Below are 14,809 nucleotides of genomic sequence, written 5' to 3' on the forward strand. Positions count from 1 at the left end.
GTAAGGCAAGAATGGTAAAGCCTCTCTGGAGTCATAGACCTTGGCACGTTATACATTGATATGATACGGCAACTCGGGAGACCCTACCGGTCTTTTCTTTTTTTTAGAAGAGTATGGTGTACAAACGATAAAAAGTAAGGAAACCAAATGCCGATGTAGGGAGTCGGATAGTAGCGTAGTACCTATGAAGTTGGGTAATGCCGATGGAGGAAAGGCTACTACCAGTTTATCACCCTTAATAGGGACACATTTACTACACACAGAGGTAGGTATAACAAATGGAAACAAAACTACTAAGGATAGCAGAATTAGCAAAATCTGATCCAAAAATGCAATTTACATCTCTTGCACATTTACTAGATAAGCAATCACTAGTTCAATGTCACATTGAATTGCCAAATAAGAAAGCAACTGGGATAAAAGGCACAACTAAAGAAGAATACAGTGCTAATCTCGAAGAAAATATAGAGGATTTAATAAGGAGACTTAAAAGCAAAAGTTATCGTCCTGTTCCAGTTAGGAGAATGTATATTCCGAAGCTCAATTCGATGAAGAAAAGACCATTAGGTATACCGGAACATGAAGATAAGATTGTTCAAAAAGGCGTGACGAAAATATTAAACTCCATCTATGAAACTGACTTCTTGGACTGTTCGTTCGGATTTCGCCCAAATCGTAGTTGTCATGATGCTTTGAAAATACTGAACTTCTATATTGAAAAGAGGTCAGTAAACTATGTTGTGGATGTAGACATAAAAGGGTTCTTTGACAATGTTGACCACAAATGGATGATGGAGTTCATAAAACTCCGAATCGCCGACCCAAACTTACTAAGAATAATCGGTAGGTTTCTTAAAGGTGGATATATGGAAGAAGGAAAGAAATACAAAACAGATATTGGTACACCGCAAGGTGGGGTAATATCTCCTGTACTAGCTAACGTCTATCTTCATTATGTACTTGACTTATGGTTCGAGAAAAGTGTCAAGAAACAGTGCGAGGGGCAAGCATACTTAGTAAGGTATGCGGATGATTTCGTGTGCTGTTTTCAATTTAAGAATGAGGCTCAGGAATTCTTTCAATCTCTAAAATTAAGACTCAAGAAGTTTAATTTGGAAATAGCCGAAGATAAAACCAAAATTATCCCTTTCGGACGGCTTGCGGAGAAACTTGGAAAGCACCAGGGAAAAGGAAAACCAGAAACCTTCGATTTTCTAGGTTTTACGCACTATTGTGGGAACAGCAAGCAAGGAAAGTTTCGAGTGAAACGGAAATCAAGTAGGAAGAAAGTACAAAGCAAATTAAAAGAGTCTAAAGAATGGTTGAAGAAGAATAGAAATAATAATATTCATATAATCATGGACAGATTCAAACGCTCGCTTATTGGCTACTTCAACTACTACTGCATCACTGATAATATCCCAAATGTTAACATTTTCAAAGTTAAAATCGAGAATCTAATATTTAAGTGGCTCAATAGAAGAAGTCAAAGGAAATCCTTTAAATGGGAGAAATACAGACTCTTCCTTAGCAAATTTCCACTACCCTCACCAAGGGTTAAGGTGAATATTTATGATTTAAGAAAAGAAATTAGCTACATTTTGTAAATGATTACTGGAGGAGCCGTGTGCATTAATAGTGCAAGCACGGTTCTGAGAGGGTTTGGAGTGCAATTTACCGCAAGGTAAAGAGACTCCATTCTACTCGACTAGTTGAACAACGATCGACTACTTCGGTCGTCTTTTTTATTGGACTAAATGGCAGTTTAGTTGAATAAGATTTACCTGAAATTCTATGTAAAAAATGCAAAAATCCCCCAAGTTACAGTAATGGATAGCTACTATATAATTATTAATTAAGAAATAAATATATTTGTTGGTGAATTGTATTTTAAAGGTTAAATTATTGCGTAAAATTAATCTAAAGGGGTGGCAAATGAAAAACATAATTTATTCAATTATGATTATTCTTATTTGGATACTATCTGGAACTTTTATTTACATTCATAACAAAGGAATGTTAAATGTTAGTCCTTGGACGATGCATAATTTTATTAATATTATTATTCAAATCGGAGTGATTTTTTTTCCTATTATTGGTCTCTCTTTATCAATTCTTATCAGGAGAAAAACATTTAAGTTTGTAATGATAATAGGTTCCTTAGTAAACATTTACTACCTTTCTTTTCCATTTAGCCTTGCTTGGTTTTCTTATTTTATTTAAATTTAATTAATTCTCTTATCGAACTAACGGATGCATTAGTTGAACAACATGATCGGCTGTATAGTCGATTTTTTTTTTGTAAATAATGGCAGTTTAGTTGAACAAGGAATATAAGAATCCGCCATAGAATATTAGTATTTATCAAGTTTAAATTTAAATACTACATAATAGGAGAACAACCCATGTCGGAATTATTTATATTTTTACTACTTATTTTTATTCTCATTATTGCTATTAAATTTTATCGAATTTTAATAGAATCTATGTTGTTGAGCTTTTCTAGGGTTCGTGATTAGTATAGGAATCTTATTAAAAGTAACCATAGGGAATTGAATTCATTTAACATATTTGCATAATGGTTTAATTGTTTTATGTAAAAATCTATACAAAATTTATCTCTTCTTATGCAACTAACACAGTGCTTTAGTTGAACAACATGATCGGCTGTATAGTCGATTTTTTTATTCAACAAAATGGCAGTTTAGTGGAATAAGGATTCTTTGAAATTCTAATGAAAAAGGCTAAATTTCCCCAAATTACAAATGTCCCTAGGTTAGATATAATTACAATAATACAGTACTTGAAAGCCTGGAGGTATTTAATTGGAAGATCCAATCTTTCTTTACAAAATTAAACAAAATCAAAACATTTTATTAGATACAATTTTACTAACTTTTATCTTGTGTTTTGGGGTATTTTCAATAATCAAAGGAATATTCGGAAAAAATTTGTATTTAATTCTTCTTGGAATAACACCTATGGCTGTGGTTTATTTTTCTTCCATTTCTAATCGTAAAGTAGCAGAATGGTATGTAGCAGTTTATTCTAATAAAAAAGAACCAGGAAGAACCTATTTTAATTCAGCCTTCTTTTAGAGGTACTGTTGCCCCTTATAATATGAGAGAAGAAACAAAGGAGATTTTGAATTATATAAGATTAAATTTCTCTGATATTAAGCTAACTAAAGAAAAATAAAAACATAACAAAGAAGGATTTCTTATTCAACTACTATGGGAGTACGATTTAAACTCCCATTCACTGTTGTGAATCGTTGGTTTTGGGATTCATGGATGGCTAACGCTTGCTTTAGTTGGATAACATGATCGGCAATTTTGTCGATCTTTTTTTGTACCAGCTGGCAGGATAGTGCAATAAGGAATGGTAGAATGAATGAATAAATCTATTTATAATTAAACAGAAGACAACAAGAATTAGAGGTGAAATTTATGTTTAAATCGGTTAATATTGGATTTTTATATGGAATGGTTATTGGACTAACAATAGGTCTATTTAAATTACCATTTAAAATTGTGAGTCTGGTGATGGAGTATCAATTTCACAAAATGTAGATTTTATTGAATATATTGTTCCACTTCTTAGAGTAACTTTAGTAATTGGAATAGTTGGTGCTATTGTTGGTTTAGGAATATTTGTAATAAAGAATAAAAAATTTTTTGGATAAAGTATTAGAAAGAATCCTTGTACAACTACTATGGAAGTGCGACATAAACTTCCATTCACTGTGGTGAATCTGAGGATTCATGGTTGGCTAACGCATGCTTTAGTTCTATAAACATTGTGCATAGTAGATAGATTATGCTAATCAAGAAAAATATAAATAGGTATAGTTATACCCATTTATACACTTCATATATAGCATTATCTAATTTACTTGTCCATCTAAGGCCAGATATTTCAGGAAGAAGATCTCGATGGTCACGCCAATTAAGTATATGTACACTTTGTAATTCGTTTTCAGGCAAATTAGAAACCTTCATTGCATTGTAAGCAGGTTTATGTACATAGATTAATAAGCTTTCAGCTAAATCAATTTCTTTTGACCAAATCTCATTGGAGGGGGTATTTTCACCATATAATCTTCCGACGTAAACTTTATGATTATTTGAATCATTCGTGTCGAACCAATTTTCTTGAGAGATTCTTTTTCCAAAAGTTTGTTGAACAGCTTTACCTATGTATAGCAATACATCCTTGCCATAAACAGGGTGTTTCCCATAGATTTGATAAATGCCATAATCAGTTTCAGTATTCATTAAATCAGGTAAGTTAACCAAATTAAAAGGCCCGTCCCATTGAATTTGAATCAATTTTATATTCATAGATTCCTCCATTAGTAAGTTAAATGATGTATAAACTTCTTCTTCATGGTGTCACCTCGTTATTATTATTCCCTATATAAGCCTGTTTATTTTAGTCGTTATTGAACTAACGCATGCTTTAGTTGAACAACATGATAGGCTATATAAGTCGATTTTTTTTATTGAGCTAAATGGCAGTTTAGTTCAATAAGGAATGATATAATTATTATTAAAATATTGATAAAAATATGGGAATGTACATTGGATAAATACGAACAAACAAACAGGAGGTTTTAATAGGAGTGAACCTAAATGAGGCAATGAAAATTTTAAATAAGTATGATCCAATGCCTGCGGATGATCAACTAACACAGGAAATAGTGGATGAATATGGTGTAGCTATTGATTATCTGAAATTAAATCCTCATCCATCTTGTATAGAGCCTATCTTAAAATCTTTCGGAGAATACGGTGGCTGGGGGCTATATGAAGAAGCAAGTTTAATTTTAACTAAGTTTGGTATAAATCAGGTATTACCATATTTAATTACTGCTTTGCAAAGCCCTCAAAATGGTATAAGGTACTGGGCTACCCATATTGCAAGTGATTTTGCAGACAAGCAATTACTCCAGTTCCTTGAAGTTTGTATTCATGATAAAATTCCAGATATAAGGGAGAATACAGCAACCGCATTAGGCTTTATGGGAGGACTTCAAGCACTTAAGGTTTTAGAAGATGCATTAAAAGTTGAAAGTGATCCGATAGTTATAGAGTCTAGAGAAAGAAACACCTTTGCAATCTGAGAATCCAATTATTAATCTGCAACATTGTCTTGAAACACAAAAGCGCATTTTTGAACTTGCTTCTTAGATTATAGGAAGAGTGAGCAAGTCACCTTATGGAACAATTTTGACTATAGTTAATTTACTTAATGAATTGGGATATTTGAAATCGTCGTTTTATTAAAAAAGGTTCAATCGAGTTGAAGTTCTTGTTCAACTAATGGGTGCTTTTAATAAGAGTTACTTAATGATTGTCGCTTGAGACAGTCTCTTTTTTCAGTTCAAATATTAACAAAGTCAATAAAAAAATGAGCATAAAAAAAGAGCCCTATTTGTGGGTGTCAAGTCAATAGGGCTTAAAGATTTTTAAAGGGAAAAGACTTTGAGCGAGTTCTTTTCATTTAAAATAGTAACATTTTTTTAATTGTTAGTTTGTGATAAATGTTACAAATTAAGGACAATTAATAGGTTAAAAACTCGTTGTGCTTTCAGACCATCATAAATATATATTTTTGTTGGATCTTTAAAGTAGATTGTTGATTTTCTAATTCGTGCGGAGTATTTGGATACACCAGTATTCTCTAGCAGAAATTTTTAAAACATTTGGTTACTCACTTGATAAAAAAGAAAAGTTAGGCTTAACTCGTTTATTTAATATTAATACCAGGGTTCCATGGAGAAAAAATTCCGGTTGGATTTGCATGCCATAACCAAACATGTAAGTCGTAGTGTCGATTCATAGGATTGTTCTTTTCAGCTTCGGAAAGTTTTGAAGGATCTAAGTCGTGATTAAGCATACTTCCATCGAATTTATGACCGAATAAACTTGGATGTTCTTTTGCCATAAAAGCTGGAACATAATACTCAACACCAACTAACTTATATTCTCCATTTTCTAGAGGCATATAAAGTAAAACTTCTGGTTGATTTTGATTTAATACCCCATTATCGAACATTAAATTGGGATTTATAAAATGAATACCCATTACGCCTTCTGGACTAGATGCGATTTCGCCCGTATTTATGTACCCGTCTTTTAAAGCTATATTTACATCATGGTATTTTTCAGTAGCTTGTCGAACCTGAGCTAATTGTTTGTTCACTTCACTACTGTTATCTGTGTTTGGTGCAGCGAAAACATTTCCTGCAATTGTTAAACTCATAATTGTTGTCATGACACCTGTTACTAATTTTTTCATTTGAAACCCTCCTCTAATTTTTTAAAAATAAATTTTTACTACGTGCTTAATAAAGAACACCATCTGTCAATAAAATACCAATTTATAGTTTTTTAGTTATGTTCTTACACGCTTTGTTCATTATAACGCACTAGTTGGTAGTTTCCTAGGGAAACTTCACTCAAAATAACAACGCAATTCGACATCTATGTTTCATGTTGTTTTTAACAGAGCCATTATGAAAAAACATTTTGAAATTTGCCTGGAACGCAACTTCTTGGTAATCAATATAACATATGGGTAAGCCGTATGCCTTAATAGGGCACGTACGGTTAGATAAGGGGAAAGCCTTGAGAAAGGTTTCCCTACCTTCTTTCTTGCAGTAAATAGCAGATTAGTTCCATAAGGAATTTTGGTTAAATCAATTTTTTTTGATTTAATAAATTGAGTGAGGGATTCAGTATGAAATATGTTCATGTAGGGTTCCTATAAGGTGATGGAAGGGTATTTGGCATGCGCATTTTTAGTATTTTTATATTGAAAAATATTGACATTCTATTAGATGCTTTAGTTGAATTACTATATGAAAGCGCTGGATCACTATTTTTCACCTGCATGTTTCTCCTAACTTCTAATTCCCATGTTTTAAGATCTCCATAAAAACCTCCAATTTGAGTAAAATTCACAGAAAATCCTTAAAATATGCACATTTATTATTTATACTATATTGATAATATCCAATATAGATATTCCTTATTTTCTAATTACTAGTTTCAGATCAAATTGATATAAAAATATTACATAAATTGTAGATTAGTAGGAACAGGAGAATTTCATAATGAAAGCAATTATTCAATTATTAAGTCAAAGGTGGATATTATGGTCTGTTTTATTAGTCAACATCTTTGGAACAATTTACGGATTTTTATGGTATGGATCTCAATTGTTAGATACGTCACCGAAATATCTTATCTTTGTACCCGATAGTCCAACAGCAAGTCTCTTTTTTATGATCGTTATTTTCGGATTTTTAATTAGAAGAAATTACCCTTTGTTGGAAGCGTTAGCAATTGTCACTTTATTTAAATATGGTATTTGGGCGGTTGCTATGAATTTATTAGAACTAATTGTAACAGGAGAACTCTCATGGCAAGGTTATATGCTAATAGTTTCCCATTTTGCAATGGCAGTACAAGGATTATTATATTCACCTTTCTACCGTTTTAAAGGATGGCATTTGGCTGTGGCCGCTATTTGGACTTTCCACAATGATGTGATAGATTATCTGTTTAATATGATGCCAAGGTATGGAGTATTAGATGTTTATAAAGAAAACATTGGATATTTCACTTTGTGGTTAAGTGTATTGTCCATTTGTATTCCTTATTATCTTGTATTAAGGAAAAAGCATTGTAGGACTGAATTACCGTGAATATTTAAAGCACATTTAAAAAGGTCATTTTTAATTAAAAATGTACTTTTATAGAGTTTCAGTATGATATGCACAGATTGATTTTCATTATGAATTACTTTCTCAAATAAATAATTTAACTCTTATATAAAATGTCGAACTGTTCTTTCATTTTAGGAAAGGTTTTTAGATAATTCCTATCGAAAAAGCCTAAGGGAATAAAAGCTTAGTATGTTTAATGAAAACCAACGAAAGGTGCGAAAATAGATAAAAATTAAATTATTGATTAGAGCAATTGCTTCAAGTTTTATGATCAATTGAACATATCCTTACATTGAGGTGATTCAGTGAAACATCAATCAATCTTTATTAAATCGGTTACTTTAAAAAGAATAATAGCCATTTTCATCGTTATTATAGTTTTATTCTTTTTAATATCCAGTCTTTTTGTGACTTCAATGAAAAATGCAAAATCATATACTATCAATCAATGGTTTAAGAAGATGAGTTATGAGACCTTTATAAAAGCATTTGAATTAGAAAATCACTATTTCAATTTTGCAGGCAATTCAAATGTTAATACACAATCGATCGGGAATATCATTTTTTCACTTGTAACAAATATTAGATTGTATGATCCAAGGAGCTTGATAGTACATGGAATCCCAAGTATGGAAAAGTATGAGAATAATATATTAGTTGCAGGTGAAGATTCGGATTACACCAACTTACCTATAGAATCTAACTTAACAATTGAAGAGATAAATCAAGATCCAGATGTTAACGAGCCAATTAATGAGCCAATTACTCCAATTAAACCACCAAAATATACTACGAATGGTCGGAATGTATTTTTTATTTACCATACACATAGTTGGGAATCATTTTTACCACTTATTCCAGGTGCCAAAACACCTAATCAAGCATCTTCCCCTAAAGTAAATGTGAGTTTATTAGGTGACAGATTAAAAAAGAATTTAGAAGCAAATGGGATTGGAGCAATAAGTGATAAGACAAATATTGGTAATGAGTTGGCTAAAAAAGACTGGAGCTGGAGATCATCTTATAAAATGTCTAGAGAAATTGTTACAGAGGCCATGGCACATGATAAAAATCTAAATTTTCTTATTGATATTCATAGAGATGATTCAAGAAAAGAAACGACCACAATAGATATACACGGAAAAAAATATGCAAAACTTTTCTTTATTGTAGGTGTAGAAAATAAGAACTATAAAAAGAACTTGGAATTTGCAAAAGAGATTAATACTGAAATCAGTAAAATCAATAAAGGGTTAACAAGAGGAATATATAGTAAAAATTATAATGACGGAAATGGAATCTATAATCAAGACTTATCTCCAAATTCGTTCTTAGTTGAAATTGGTGGTGTAGATAATACTTTAACTGAACTAAACCGCACGGTGGATTTGCTAGCAGAAGTATTGAGCAATTATTATTGGAAAACAGAAAAAGTAAATGGGAAATGACTTATTGGCGTTATCAGATTTGCAATTAGTAAAAGCGCTCTTTTGAGTACTTTTACTAATTTGTTTCTTTATAATCTGTGTTCATTTCTTATAAAAAGATACCATGTCTTAAGGCTCCAATTTGATTGACTTGAAGATGAATTATTCTGTCCACTTCAACCGATTAAATGCATATTTGAAATTAAAAGTTTTAACCTTTCCATTAGAGTATGTAAATATTAGTTCTATATTATGTTGTAAGTCCACATAACCAATTTGATGGATTGATTGATCTTTGTCATCATATTTATAATAATTTCTTCCGTATGTTGAAATTACTTGTTTTATAGGCATCTCATTCCTAATACCCTTAGCAGTACTAGAATGATTGTTATCGTCTAGTATACCAACCTGTAAAATGACGCTTGTTTTTCGATCAACACTTATAATAACGTGTTCGTTCCAATATTGATCGAAATTCCTAGATGAAGTATATTGTTTATTATCAGGGTGTGGAACAAAATGTTTAGATTGATTAATACTATTAAAAGGCATTCCTAATCCAATGCCATCAATTACCTCCTTAGATAAATCCGTTGACTTAGAATCTAGCATTACTTCTTCTCTTCTCATTGTTTCACATGCCGATAATAATAAAGATGCTAGGAATATACATAAAGGAATACGAATTATTTTGATCAAATTTCTCTCCCCTTTCAGTTCAAAAAAAATGCTACTATAAAACAGGTATGTTTAGAAGGTCGGCAAATAAGCAAGCAAAGTTAAAGTACTTGTAATTGAAGATGATCCATATATTTTGTGAATTGATAAAGTTAGATGTAGAAAAAATTTGCTATCTAGTTTTGTTTGCATATGACTGTTTGAAGGTTTTAGAAATTCATAGTTAATTATTTCCAGATATTGTCATTCTTTATATTATAATACCAGAATAGATGATTATACGATAAAACCATTTGATCCGAACTAGCTGATGGCAAGAAAAAAGGCACAAGCAAATTAATGATTTGTGCCTTTTTTCTTTATTTTATTAGCTTTTTATTCCTTCCAAAACATTCATATTTCTTTTAACCAATCCAGAAAATACTAAAATCAAAAACTCCTAAAAGAATTAATAAGACTCCAAAGATCAGTTGAATTGCTTGTCCAGTTTTTCTACTTTTCTTAAGTAACAAACCACTTAATCCAAATGAATCAAGGAAATAAATAAAAATGATAATAGGAATTGAGGTCCCTAAGGAAAATAAAACTGGCAGTATAAATCCATATTTTAACGAAAGGGCCATAGGGATCAAGGAAAAAAAGAAAATCGAAAACATTGTTGGACAAAAACCGAGTGAGAGAAAAAATCCCATAATAAACGAATTCATAGAGTTTAACTTTAAGTTTTTAAGTTTCTTAGGGAAAAAGTTTATAACTTTTCCAAATTTAAAGTACCCGATCATAATTAACCCAGTGAAAATAATTAATGGGCTAGTCATTTTTCGAAAGTACGGAAAAAATGACGTAAATGATTGTGAGATTTCTCTTCCAAAAATCCAGACAATTAAACCAAGTAAACTAAACGCAACGATTTTTCCACCAATAAAACCGAGCACTTCTTTCCAACTAGTTTTTCTTTGTAAAGATTTACTTGAAAATAATGCTAGCGCACTTAGGTTTCCTGAAATTTGGCAAGGTGCAAGTGTCGCAACAATCCCTAAAACAAATGAGGCAATGATCGGTATGGATTGTGTAGCTCGAAAGACATTCATAAAATATTCCACTAACTGGTATGACCAATTGAACATAAATATTCTCCATTTCAAATGTAAATAAACATGATTGTATCACAGAATTATCAAGAAAATATCGAGTGATTATGAAAAATAGATTAAAACTATATCTAGTGAAGGTGTCCTGAAGGAAACTTACTTCATAAGTTTGAGGTTATTTATTGTAAAGCAATTGTAAAATGAATGACTTCTAATCTGCACATTTTCTTCACTATTGATTATTAAAATTAGTTGAGTCGAAATGTAGGGGATGTTGTCAAATTAAGGTTTGGATTGTTAGGACCCAATTTTATTTTGCAAAAAATCGCTGATACAGAGTTAACACTGCTTTCAATTATTCTTTGCGTTTCTCAATTTTCTGTAGGTCATGATCGGCATATAGAAAGTTTATTTTCTGTTCAAAGATTAAGAAATAAATAGTAAAGAGGTAAATCATAATGAAAATTACAAAGAAATTTACGGCTGTTGCATTTACAAGCACTTTAAGTATACTATCATTACCAATTGTTTCGCTTGCTGAAAGTGAGATTAATAAAATAGAAGAAAAGAAAGTTACTATACAAAAACGAACAAAGGAATCAAAGAAGAAAATTGATGAATTGAAAAAAAAAACAAGAGCAAATTCTAAATGTTCTAGAAGATATTGATATAACAATAAATAATACTAATAAAAAGATAGAAGAAAAAGATAAACAAATTAAAGTGACAAGATTAGAAATTGTTACGTTACATAAGCAAATAAAAGAAATTCAAAAACGAATTGACCAAAGAAAAGAGATTTTAGATGAAAGAATGCGTTCACTTCAAAAGTCTGGCGGTAATATTTCATATATAGATATTATCTTTGGGTCAAACAGTTTTAGTGATTTAGTTCAACGAATAAATGCTGTTGGAACGATAATGCAAGCGGATAAAGATATTATGCAAGCTCAACATGATGATCTTGTAATGGTCGAAAAAAAGAAAGAAGATATTCTATCTAATGAAGAAAAACTAGAAAAGGATGTATTACATTTAAAAGAAATTAATCAGGACTTAAGTAAAAAAGTGAAAGAAAAAAATAAGTTAGTAACTTTATTAAAACAACAGCAACATGATGAGGAAGAAGATGTATTAAATTTAGAAGAACAAGAAAAATTGCTTGAAGAACAAGAGAAAGCAATGAAGGCTACTAAGAATAAACCAAGATACTCAAATGGGACAAGTGCACCGAATTCAGTAAATTTACCTGCAGTTTCGAGTGGGAATTTTACTAGACCAGCAGATGGCTATATTTCTTCTGGATATGGCTATCGTTCATTTGATAATGAATTGCACGCCGGAATCGACATTGTAAAAAAAGGTACAGTACCTGTTGTTTCAGCTGCAGATGGAGTTGTAATTAGATCATACAAATCATCTAGCTATGGAAACGTAGTTTTTATATCTCATAATATAGATGGAAAAGTGTTTACAACTGTTTATGCACATATGAATAGCTATATTGTAAGCAGTGGTCAAACTGTTTCAAAAGGTCAACAAATTGGATATATGGGAAATACAGGCCAATCGTTTGGGCAACACTTACATTTTGAATTTCATGCAGGGTCTTGGACTCAATCTAAGTCTAATGCAGTGGATCCTGAAAAGTATATTAACTTTTAAATAAATGTCTTTCATCCAACAAAAAAACCAGCAGATGCTGGTTTTTTGTTTAACAACTCCTAGTACTCTTATTAGAACCGTTTGACTTTTTTATCTTGGTAATTTGATAAAGAACGTTGTACCAATACCTTGTTCACTATTAACAGAAACAGTACCACCGTGTAACTCAACAATTTCTTTGACAATAGCTAACCCCAATCCTGTACCACCAGTGGACCTTGTTCTTGATTTATCAACACGGTAAAAACGTTTAAAAATATGAGGTATATCCTCAGGAGGAATTCCTACTCCTTGATCTTGAATTGAAATTTGTATAAAGTTATCGATGGTTTTTACTTTAATTTTGATTGTTGAATGACTATAAGCGTATTGATATGAGTTCATAATTAAATTTTGTAAAACTTGGTTAAATCTTTGGATATCGACATTTGCCTTACAATCGCTATCACATTGTAAGGTTATTGAAATATGTTTTTCCATTAAAACCCCTGCAAGTTTTTCTTTCGTACTTTCTAAAAGTTCACAAATTTTTTGTTCTGTTTTGTTGATAGCAAAACTATGTTGTTCGATTTGTGCAAGGAGTAATAACTCTTGAACGAGATCCGTAATACGATCGGTCTCTTCTTTAATAATTTTTAAGTAGTCCTGTCTTTCATTTTCATCTAATGTATCTCTTTGTGCTATATCTGCATAACCTCGGATGAATGTTAGAGGCGTTCTTAATTCATGTGCAACAGTCGCTAGAAATTCGTTTCGTTCATTTTTCATGTAAGATAATTCAGATGCTAAATGTTGAATCGCATCCGCAAGCTCACTGACTTCATCATTTGATGATATATTAAGTGAAACAGACAAATCACCTTTAGCCATTTTGTCTGTTTCTTCAATCATTTTAATAAGTGGACGAGTTAATCTTCCTGATAGATATAAGATTGTACTCAACGTGATGATAAAAGTCACCATCATTGTAATAATAAAGATTATCTTTAATCTAAGGATTAAGTGTTGGATAGATTCAGTTTTTTGAAACATATAAACATAGCTTTTAATACTTTGATTAACAGTGATTGGACTGATAGTTGAAATATAATTTTCGTGACGCCAATCAGAATGAATAATTGTTCCATTTTTGTTAATATGAGATTTGTTTACATTTAAATGTTCTCTCATTACCTTATCTAGTGGATGGGAGCTCCCTAATACTTCACCACTTATTGATTGAACAATTACTTTTGTATCAGCTTCAGATTCCATTAAAGCAACATGTTTTATTGTTTCATCAGTAAAATGTTTCTCAAGTACATCACGATGGCTGTTACCCCTGTTAATTAAAGATCGTATTTCTTCATTTACTCTTGTATTAACTAATGAAAAATAAAGAATTGAAAATAATAGTGTTTCAATTATTATCGTTAGAAGTAAGAAAGAAAGTCCTAATTTAAAAGAAATCGATTTAGTTTTAATCATAATTCACCATCAATATATTAGTGTGATACCCATTTGTAACCAACTCCGTAAACGGACAATAAATACTGATCTATTGGAAATGAGGTTTTTCTTAGTTTATCTCTTAAATTTCTGATATGCGAATCAACTGTTCGTCCATCTGTAATAGTTTGAAATCCCCACACTTTTTGAATTAAATGATCTCTACTGAATACTTGATTTAAATTACTTAGGAATAATCCAAGTAGTGAGAATTCAATTGGAGTAAGTGTAATTGGAGTTTCCTCGTATGTTACAAGATGCTTTTGTTGATCCCACACCATTCCATTAAAATTAATTCGTTCTTTAGGCAAGGTTCTTCTTAAAATAGCTTTTATTCTTTCTACAAGCTCCTCTTCATGAAATGGCTTTGTAATATAATCATCTGAACCATATTTTAGTCCTTTAACGATATCGCTTTTTTGATCACGAGCTGTCACCATAATGATCGGAACATTGCTAAATTCCCTTATTTTTTCTAACGTCTCCCATCCATCCATATTAGGCATCATGACATCGAGTAAAACTAAGTCAAAAGGATGCTCTGTTAATTTTGTAATTGCTTCTTCACCTGATTGCGCTTTTGTACAATTAAAATTAAGAGGAATTAGATAGAGCGAAAGTAAATCAAGCATTCTAGGTTCATCATCAACTAATAATATTGAAATCATTGGTTTACTCTCCCATTAAATTTTTCATTAAGATTATCATATAATTTTGCAGAA

14 protein-coding genes are annotated in these 14,809 nt (G+C 31.1%); 8 read left to right on the plus strand and 6 right to left on the minus strand.

Going from position 1 to position 14,809, the window contains the following annotated elements; genetic code table 11:
- The first annotated feature begins 278 nt into the window (after positions 1-278).
- The 3 genes from ltrA to EP747_RS25125 all read left to right on the plus strand — a co-directional run bounded on the left by ltrA (position 279) and on the right by EP747_RS25125 (position 3,572).
- Positions 279-1,607 carry a group II intron reverse transcriptase/maturase gene (gene ltrA, locus EP747_RS15440; RefSeq protein ID WP_129691021.1) on the plus strand — a complete coding sequence of 443 codons (1,329 nt, stop codon included), beginning with the start codon at positions 279-281 and terminating at the stop codon, positions 1,605-1,607.
- A gap of 1,218 nt (positions 1,608-2,825) precedes the next feature.
- Positions 2,826-3,098: a hypothetical protein gene (locus EP747_RS15445; RefSeq protein ID WP_129691022.1), complete on the plus strand. Its 273-nt coding sequence runs from the start codon at positions 2,826-2,828 to the stop codon at positions 3,096-3,098.
- 351 nt (positions 3,099-3,449) lie between these two features.
- Positions 3,450-3,572, plus strand: a complete 123-nt coding sequence (locus EP747_RS25125; protein ID WP_268895654.1) for a hypothetical protein — start codon at positions 3,450-3,452, stop codon at positions 3,570-3,572.
- A 279-nt stretch (positions 3,573-3,851) separates the two neighbouring features.
- Here the strand turns inward: EP747_RS25125 and EP747_RS15450 are convergent, their stop codons facing one another.
- Positions 3,852-4,343: a hypothetical protein gene (locus EP747_RS15450; protein WP_129691023.1), complete on the minus strand. Its 492-nt coding sequence runs from the start codon at positions 4,341-4,343 to the stop codon at positions 3,852-3,854.
- 281 nt (positions 4,344-4,624) lie between these two features.
- Between EP747_RS15450 and EP747_RS15455 the strand changes: the two genes are divergently transcribed.
- The gene (locus tag EP747_RS15455; RefSeq protein ID WP_129691024.1) at positions 4,625-5,125 is read left to right on the plus strand and encodes a HEAT repeat domain-containing protein; all 501 of its coding nucleotides are present in this window, start codon (positions 4,625-4,627) and stop codon (positions 5,123-5,125) included.
- A 626-nt stretch (positions 5,126-5,751) separates the two neighbouring features.
- On the opposite strand, the gene EP747_RS15460 is transcribed toward EP747_RS15455, so the two are convergent.
- Entirely contained in the window at positions 5,752-6,303 is a 552-nt protein-coding gene (locus tag EP747_RS15460) for a hypothetical protein (protein WP_129691025.1), read from the minus strand.
- Between the two features lie 817 nt (positions 6,304-7,120).
- On the opposite strand from EP747_RS15460, the gene EP747_RS15465 reads away from it, so the two are divergent.
- Positions 7,121-7,714, plus strand: coding sequence for a DUF1405 domain-containing protein (locus EP747_RS15465; RefSeq protein WP_129691026.1), 594 nt, complete (start codon positions 7,121-7,123; stop codon positions 7,712-7,714).
- 326 nt (positions 7,715-8,040) lie between these two features.
- Positions 8,041-9,183, plus strand: coding sequence for a stage II sporulation protein P (gene spoIIP, locus EP747_RS15470; RefSeq protein ID WP_129691027.1), 1,143 nt, complete (start codon positions 8,041-8,043; stop codon positions 9,181-9,183).
- Positions 9,184-9,324: 141 nt separating this feature from the next.
- Here spoIIP and EP747_RS15475 read toward each other — a convergent pair whose 3' ends face one another.
- Both EP747_RS15475 and EP747_RS15480 read right to left on the minus strand, forming a co-directional pair.
- Positions 9,325-9,864, minus strand: coding sequence for a hypothetical protein (locus tag EP747_RS15475; protein ID WP_129691028.1), 540 nt, complete (start codon positions 9,862-9,864; stop codon positions 9,325-9,327).
- 383 nt (positions 9,865-10,247) lie between these two features.
- Positions 10,248-10,970: a sulfite exporter TauE/SafE family protein gene (locus tag EP747_RS15480; RefSeq protein ID WP_129691029.1), complete on the minus strand. Its 723-nt coding sequence runs from the start codon at positions 10,968-10,970 to the stop codon at positions 10,248-10,250.
- A 422-nt stretch (positions 10,971-11,392) separates the two neighbouring features.
- Here EP747_RS15480 and EP747_RS15485 point away from each other — a divergent pair, with 422 nt between their 5' ends.
- Positions 11,393-11,602, plus strand: a complete 210-nt coding sequence (locus tag EP747_RS15485) for a hypothetical protein (RefSeq protein WP_129691030.1) — start codon at positions 11,393-11,395, stop codon at positions 11,600-11,602.
- 55 nt (positions 11,603-11,657) lie between these two features.
- Positions 11,658-12,599 carry a murein hydrolase activator EnvC family protein gene (locus EP747_RS15490; protein ID WP_129691031.1) on the plus strand — a complete coding sequence of 314 codons (942 nt, stop codon included), beginning with the start codon at positions 11,658-11,660 and terminating at the stop codon, positions 12,597-12,599.
- Positions 12,600-12,689: 90 nt separating this feature from the next.
- Here the strand turns inward: EP747_RS15490 and EP747_RS15495 are convergent, their stop codons facing one another.
- Both EP747_RS15495 and EP747_RS15500 read right to left on the minus strand, forming a co-directional pair.
- Positions 12,690-14,066 carry a sensor histidine kinase gene (locus tag EP747_RS15495; protein ID WP_129691032.1) on the minus strand — a complete coding sequence of 459 codons (1,377 nt, stop codon included), beginning with the start codon at positions 14,064-14,066 and terminating at the stop codon, positions 12,690-12,692.
- A 17-nt stretch (positions 14,067-14,083) separates the two neighbouring features.
- Positions 14,084-14,755 carry a response regulator transcription factor gene (locus tag EP747_RS15500; RefSeq protein WP_129691033.1) on the minus strand — a complete coding sequence of 224 codons (672 nt, stop codon included), beginning with the start codon at positions 14,753-14,755 and terminating at the stop codon, positions 14,084-14,086.
- Between the last annotated feature and the right edge of the window lie 54 nt (positions 14,756-14,809).

The sequence above is a fragment of the Gottfriedia acidiceleris genome (genome assembly GCF_004138285.1).
GTDB classification, from domain to species: Bacteria; Bacillota; Bacilli; order Bacillales; family Bacillaceae_G; genus Gottfriedia; species Gottfriedia acidiceleris_A.

Excerpts from the sequence above, each read along its gene's own strand:
- EP747_RS25125 (WP_268895654.1), top strand. The coding sequence starts at position 3,450 with ATGTTTAAATCGGTTAATATTGGATTTTTATATGGAATGGTTATTGGA.
- EP747_RS15465 (WP_129691026.1), top strand. The coding sequence starts at position 7,121 with ATGAAAGCAATTATTCAATTATTAAGTCAAAGGTGGATATTATGGTCT.
- ltrA (WP_129691021.1), top strand. The coding sequence starts at position 279 with ATGGAAACAAAACTACTAAGGATAGCAGAATTAGCAAAATCTGATCCA.
- EP747_RS15450 (WP_129691023.1), bottom strand. The coding sequence starts at position 4,343 with ATGAATATAAAATTGATTCAAATTCAATGGGACGGGCCTTTTAATTTG.
- EP747_RS15495 (WP_129691032.1), bottom strand. The coding sequence starts at position 14,066 with ATGATTAAAACTAAATCGATTTCTTTTAAATTAGGACTTTCTTTCTTA.
- EP747_RS15500 (WP_129691033.1), bottom strand. The coding sequence starts at position 14,755 with ATGATTTCAATATTATTAGTTGATGATGAACCTAGAATGCTTGATTTA.
- EP747_RS15485 (WP_129691030.1), top strand. The coding sequence starts at position 11,393 with ATGAAAATTACAAAGAAATTTACGGCTGTTGCATTTACAAGCACTTTA.
- EP747_RS15460 (WP_129691025.1), bottom strand. The coding sequence starts at position 6,303 with ATGAAAAAATTAGTAACAGGTGTCATGACAACAATTATGAGTTTAACA.
- EP747_RS15480 (WP_129691029.1), bottom strand. The coding sequence starts at position 10,970 with ATGTTCAATTGGTCATACCAGTTAGTGGAATATTTTATGAATGTCTTT.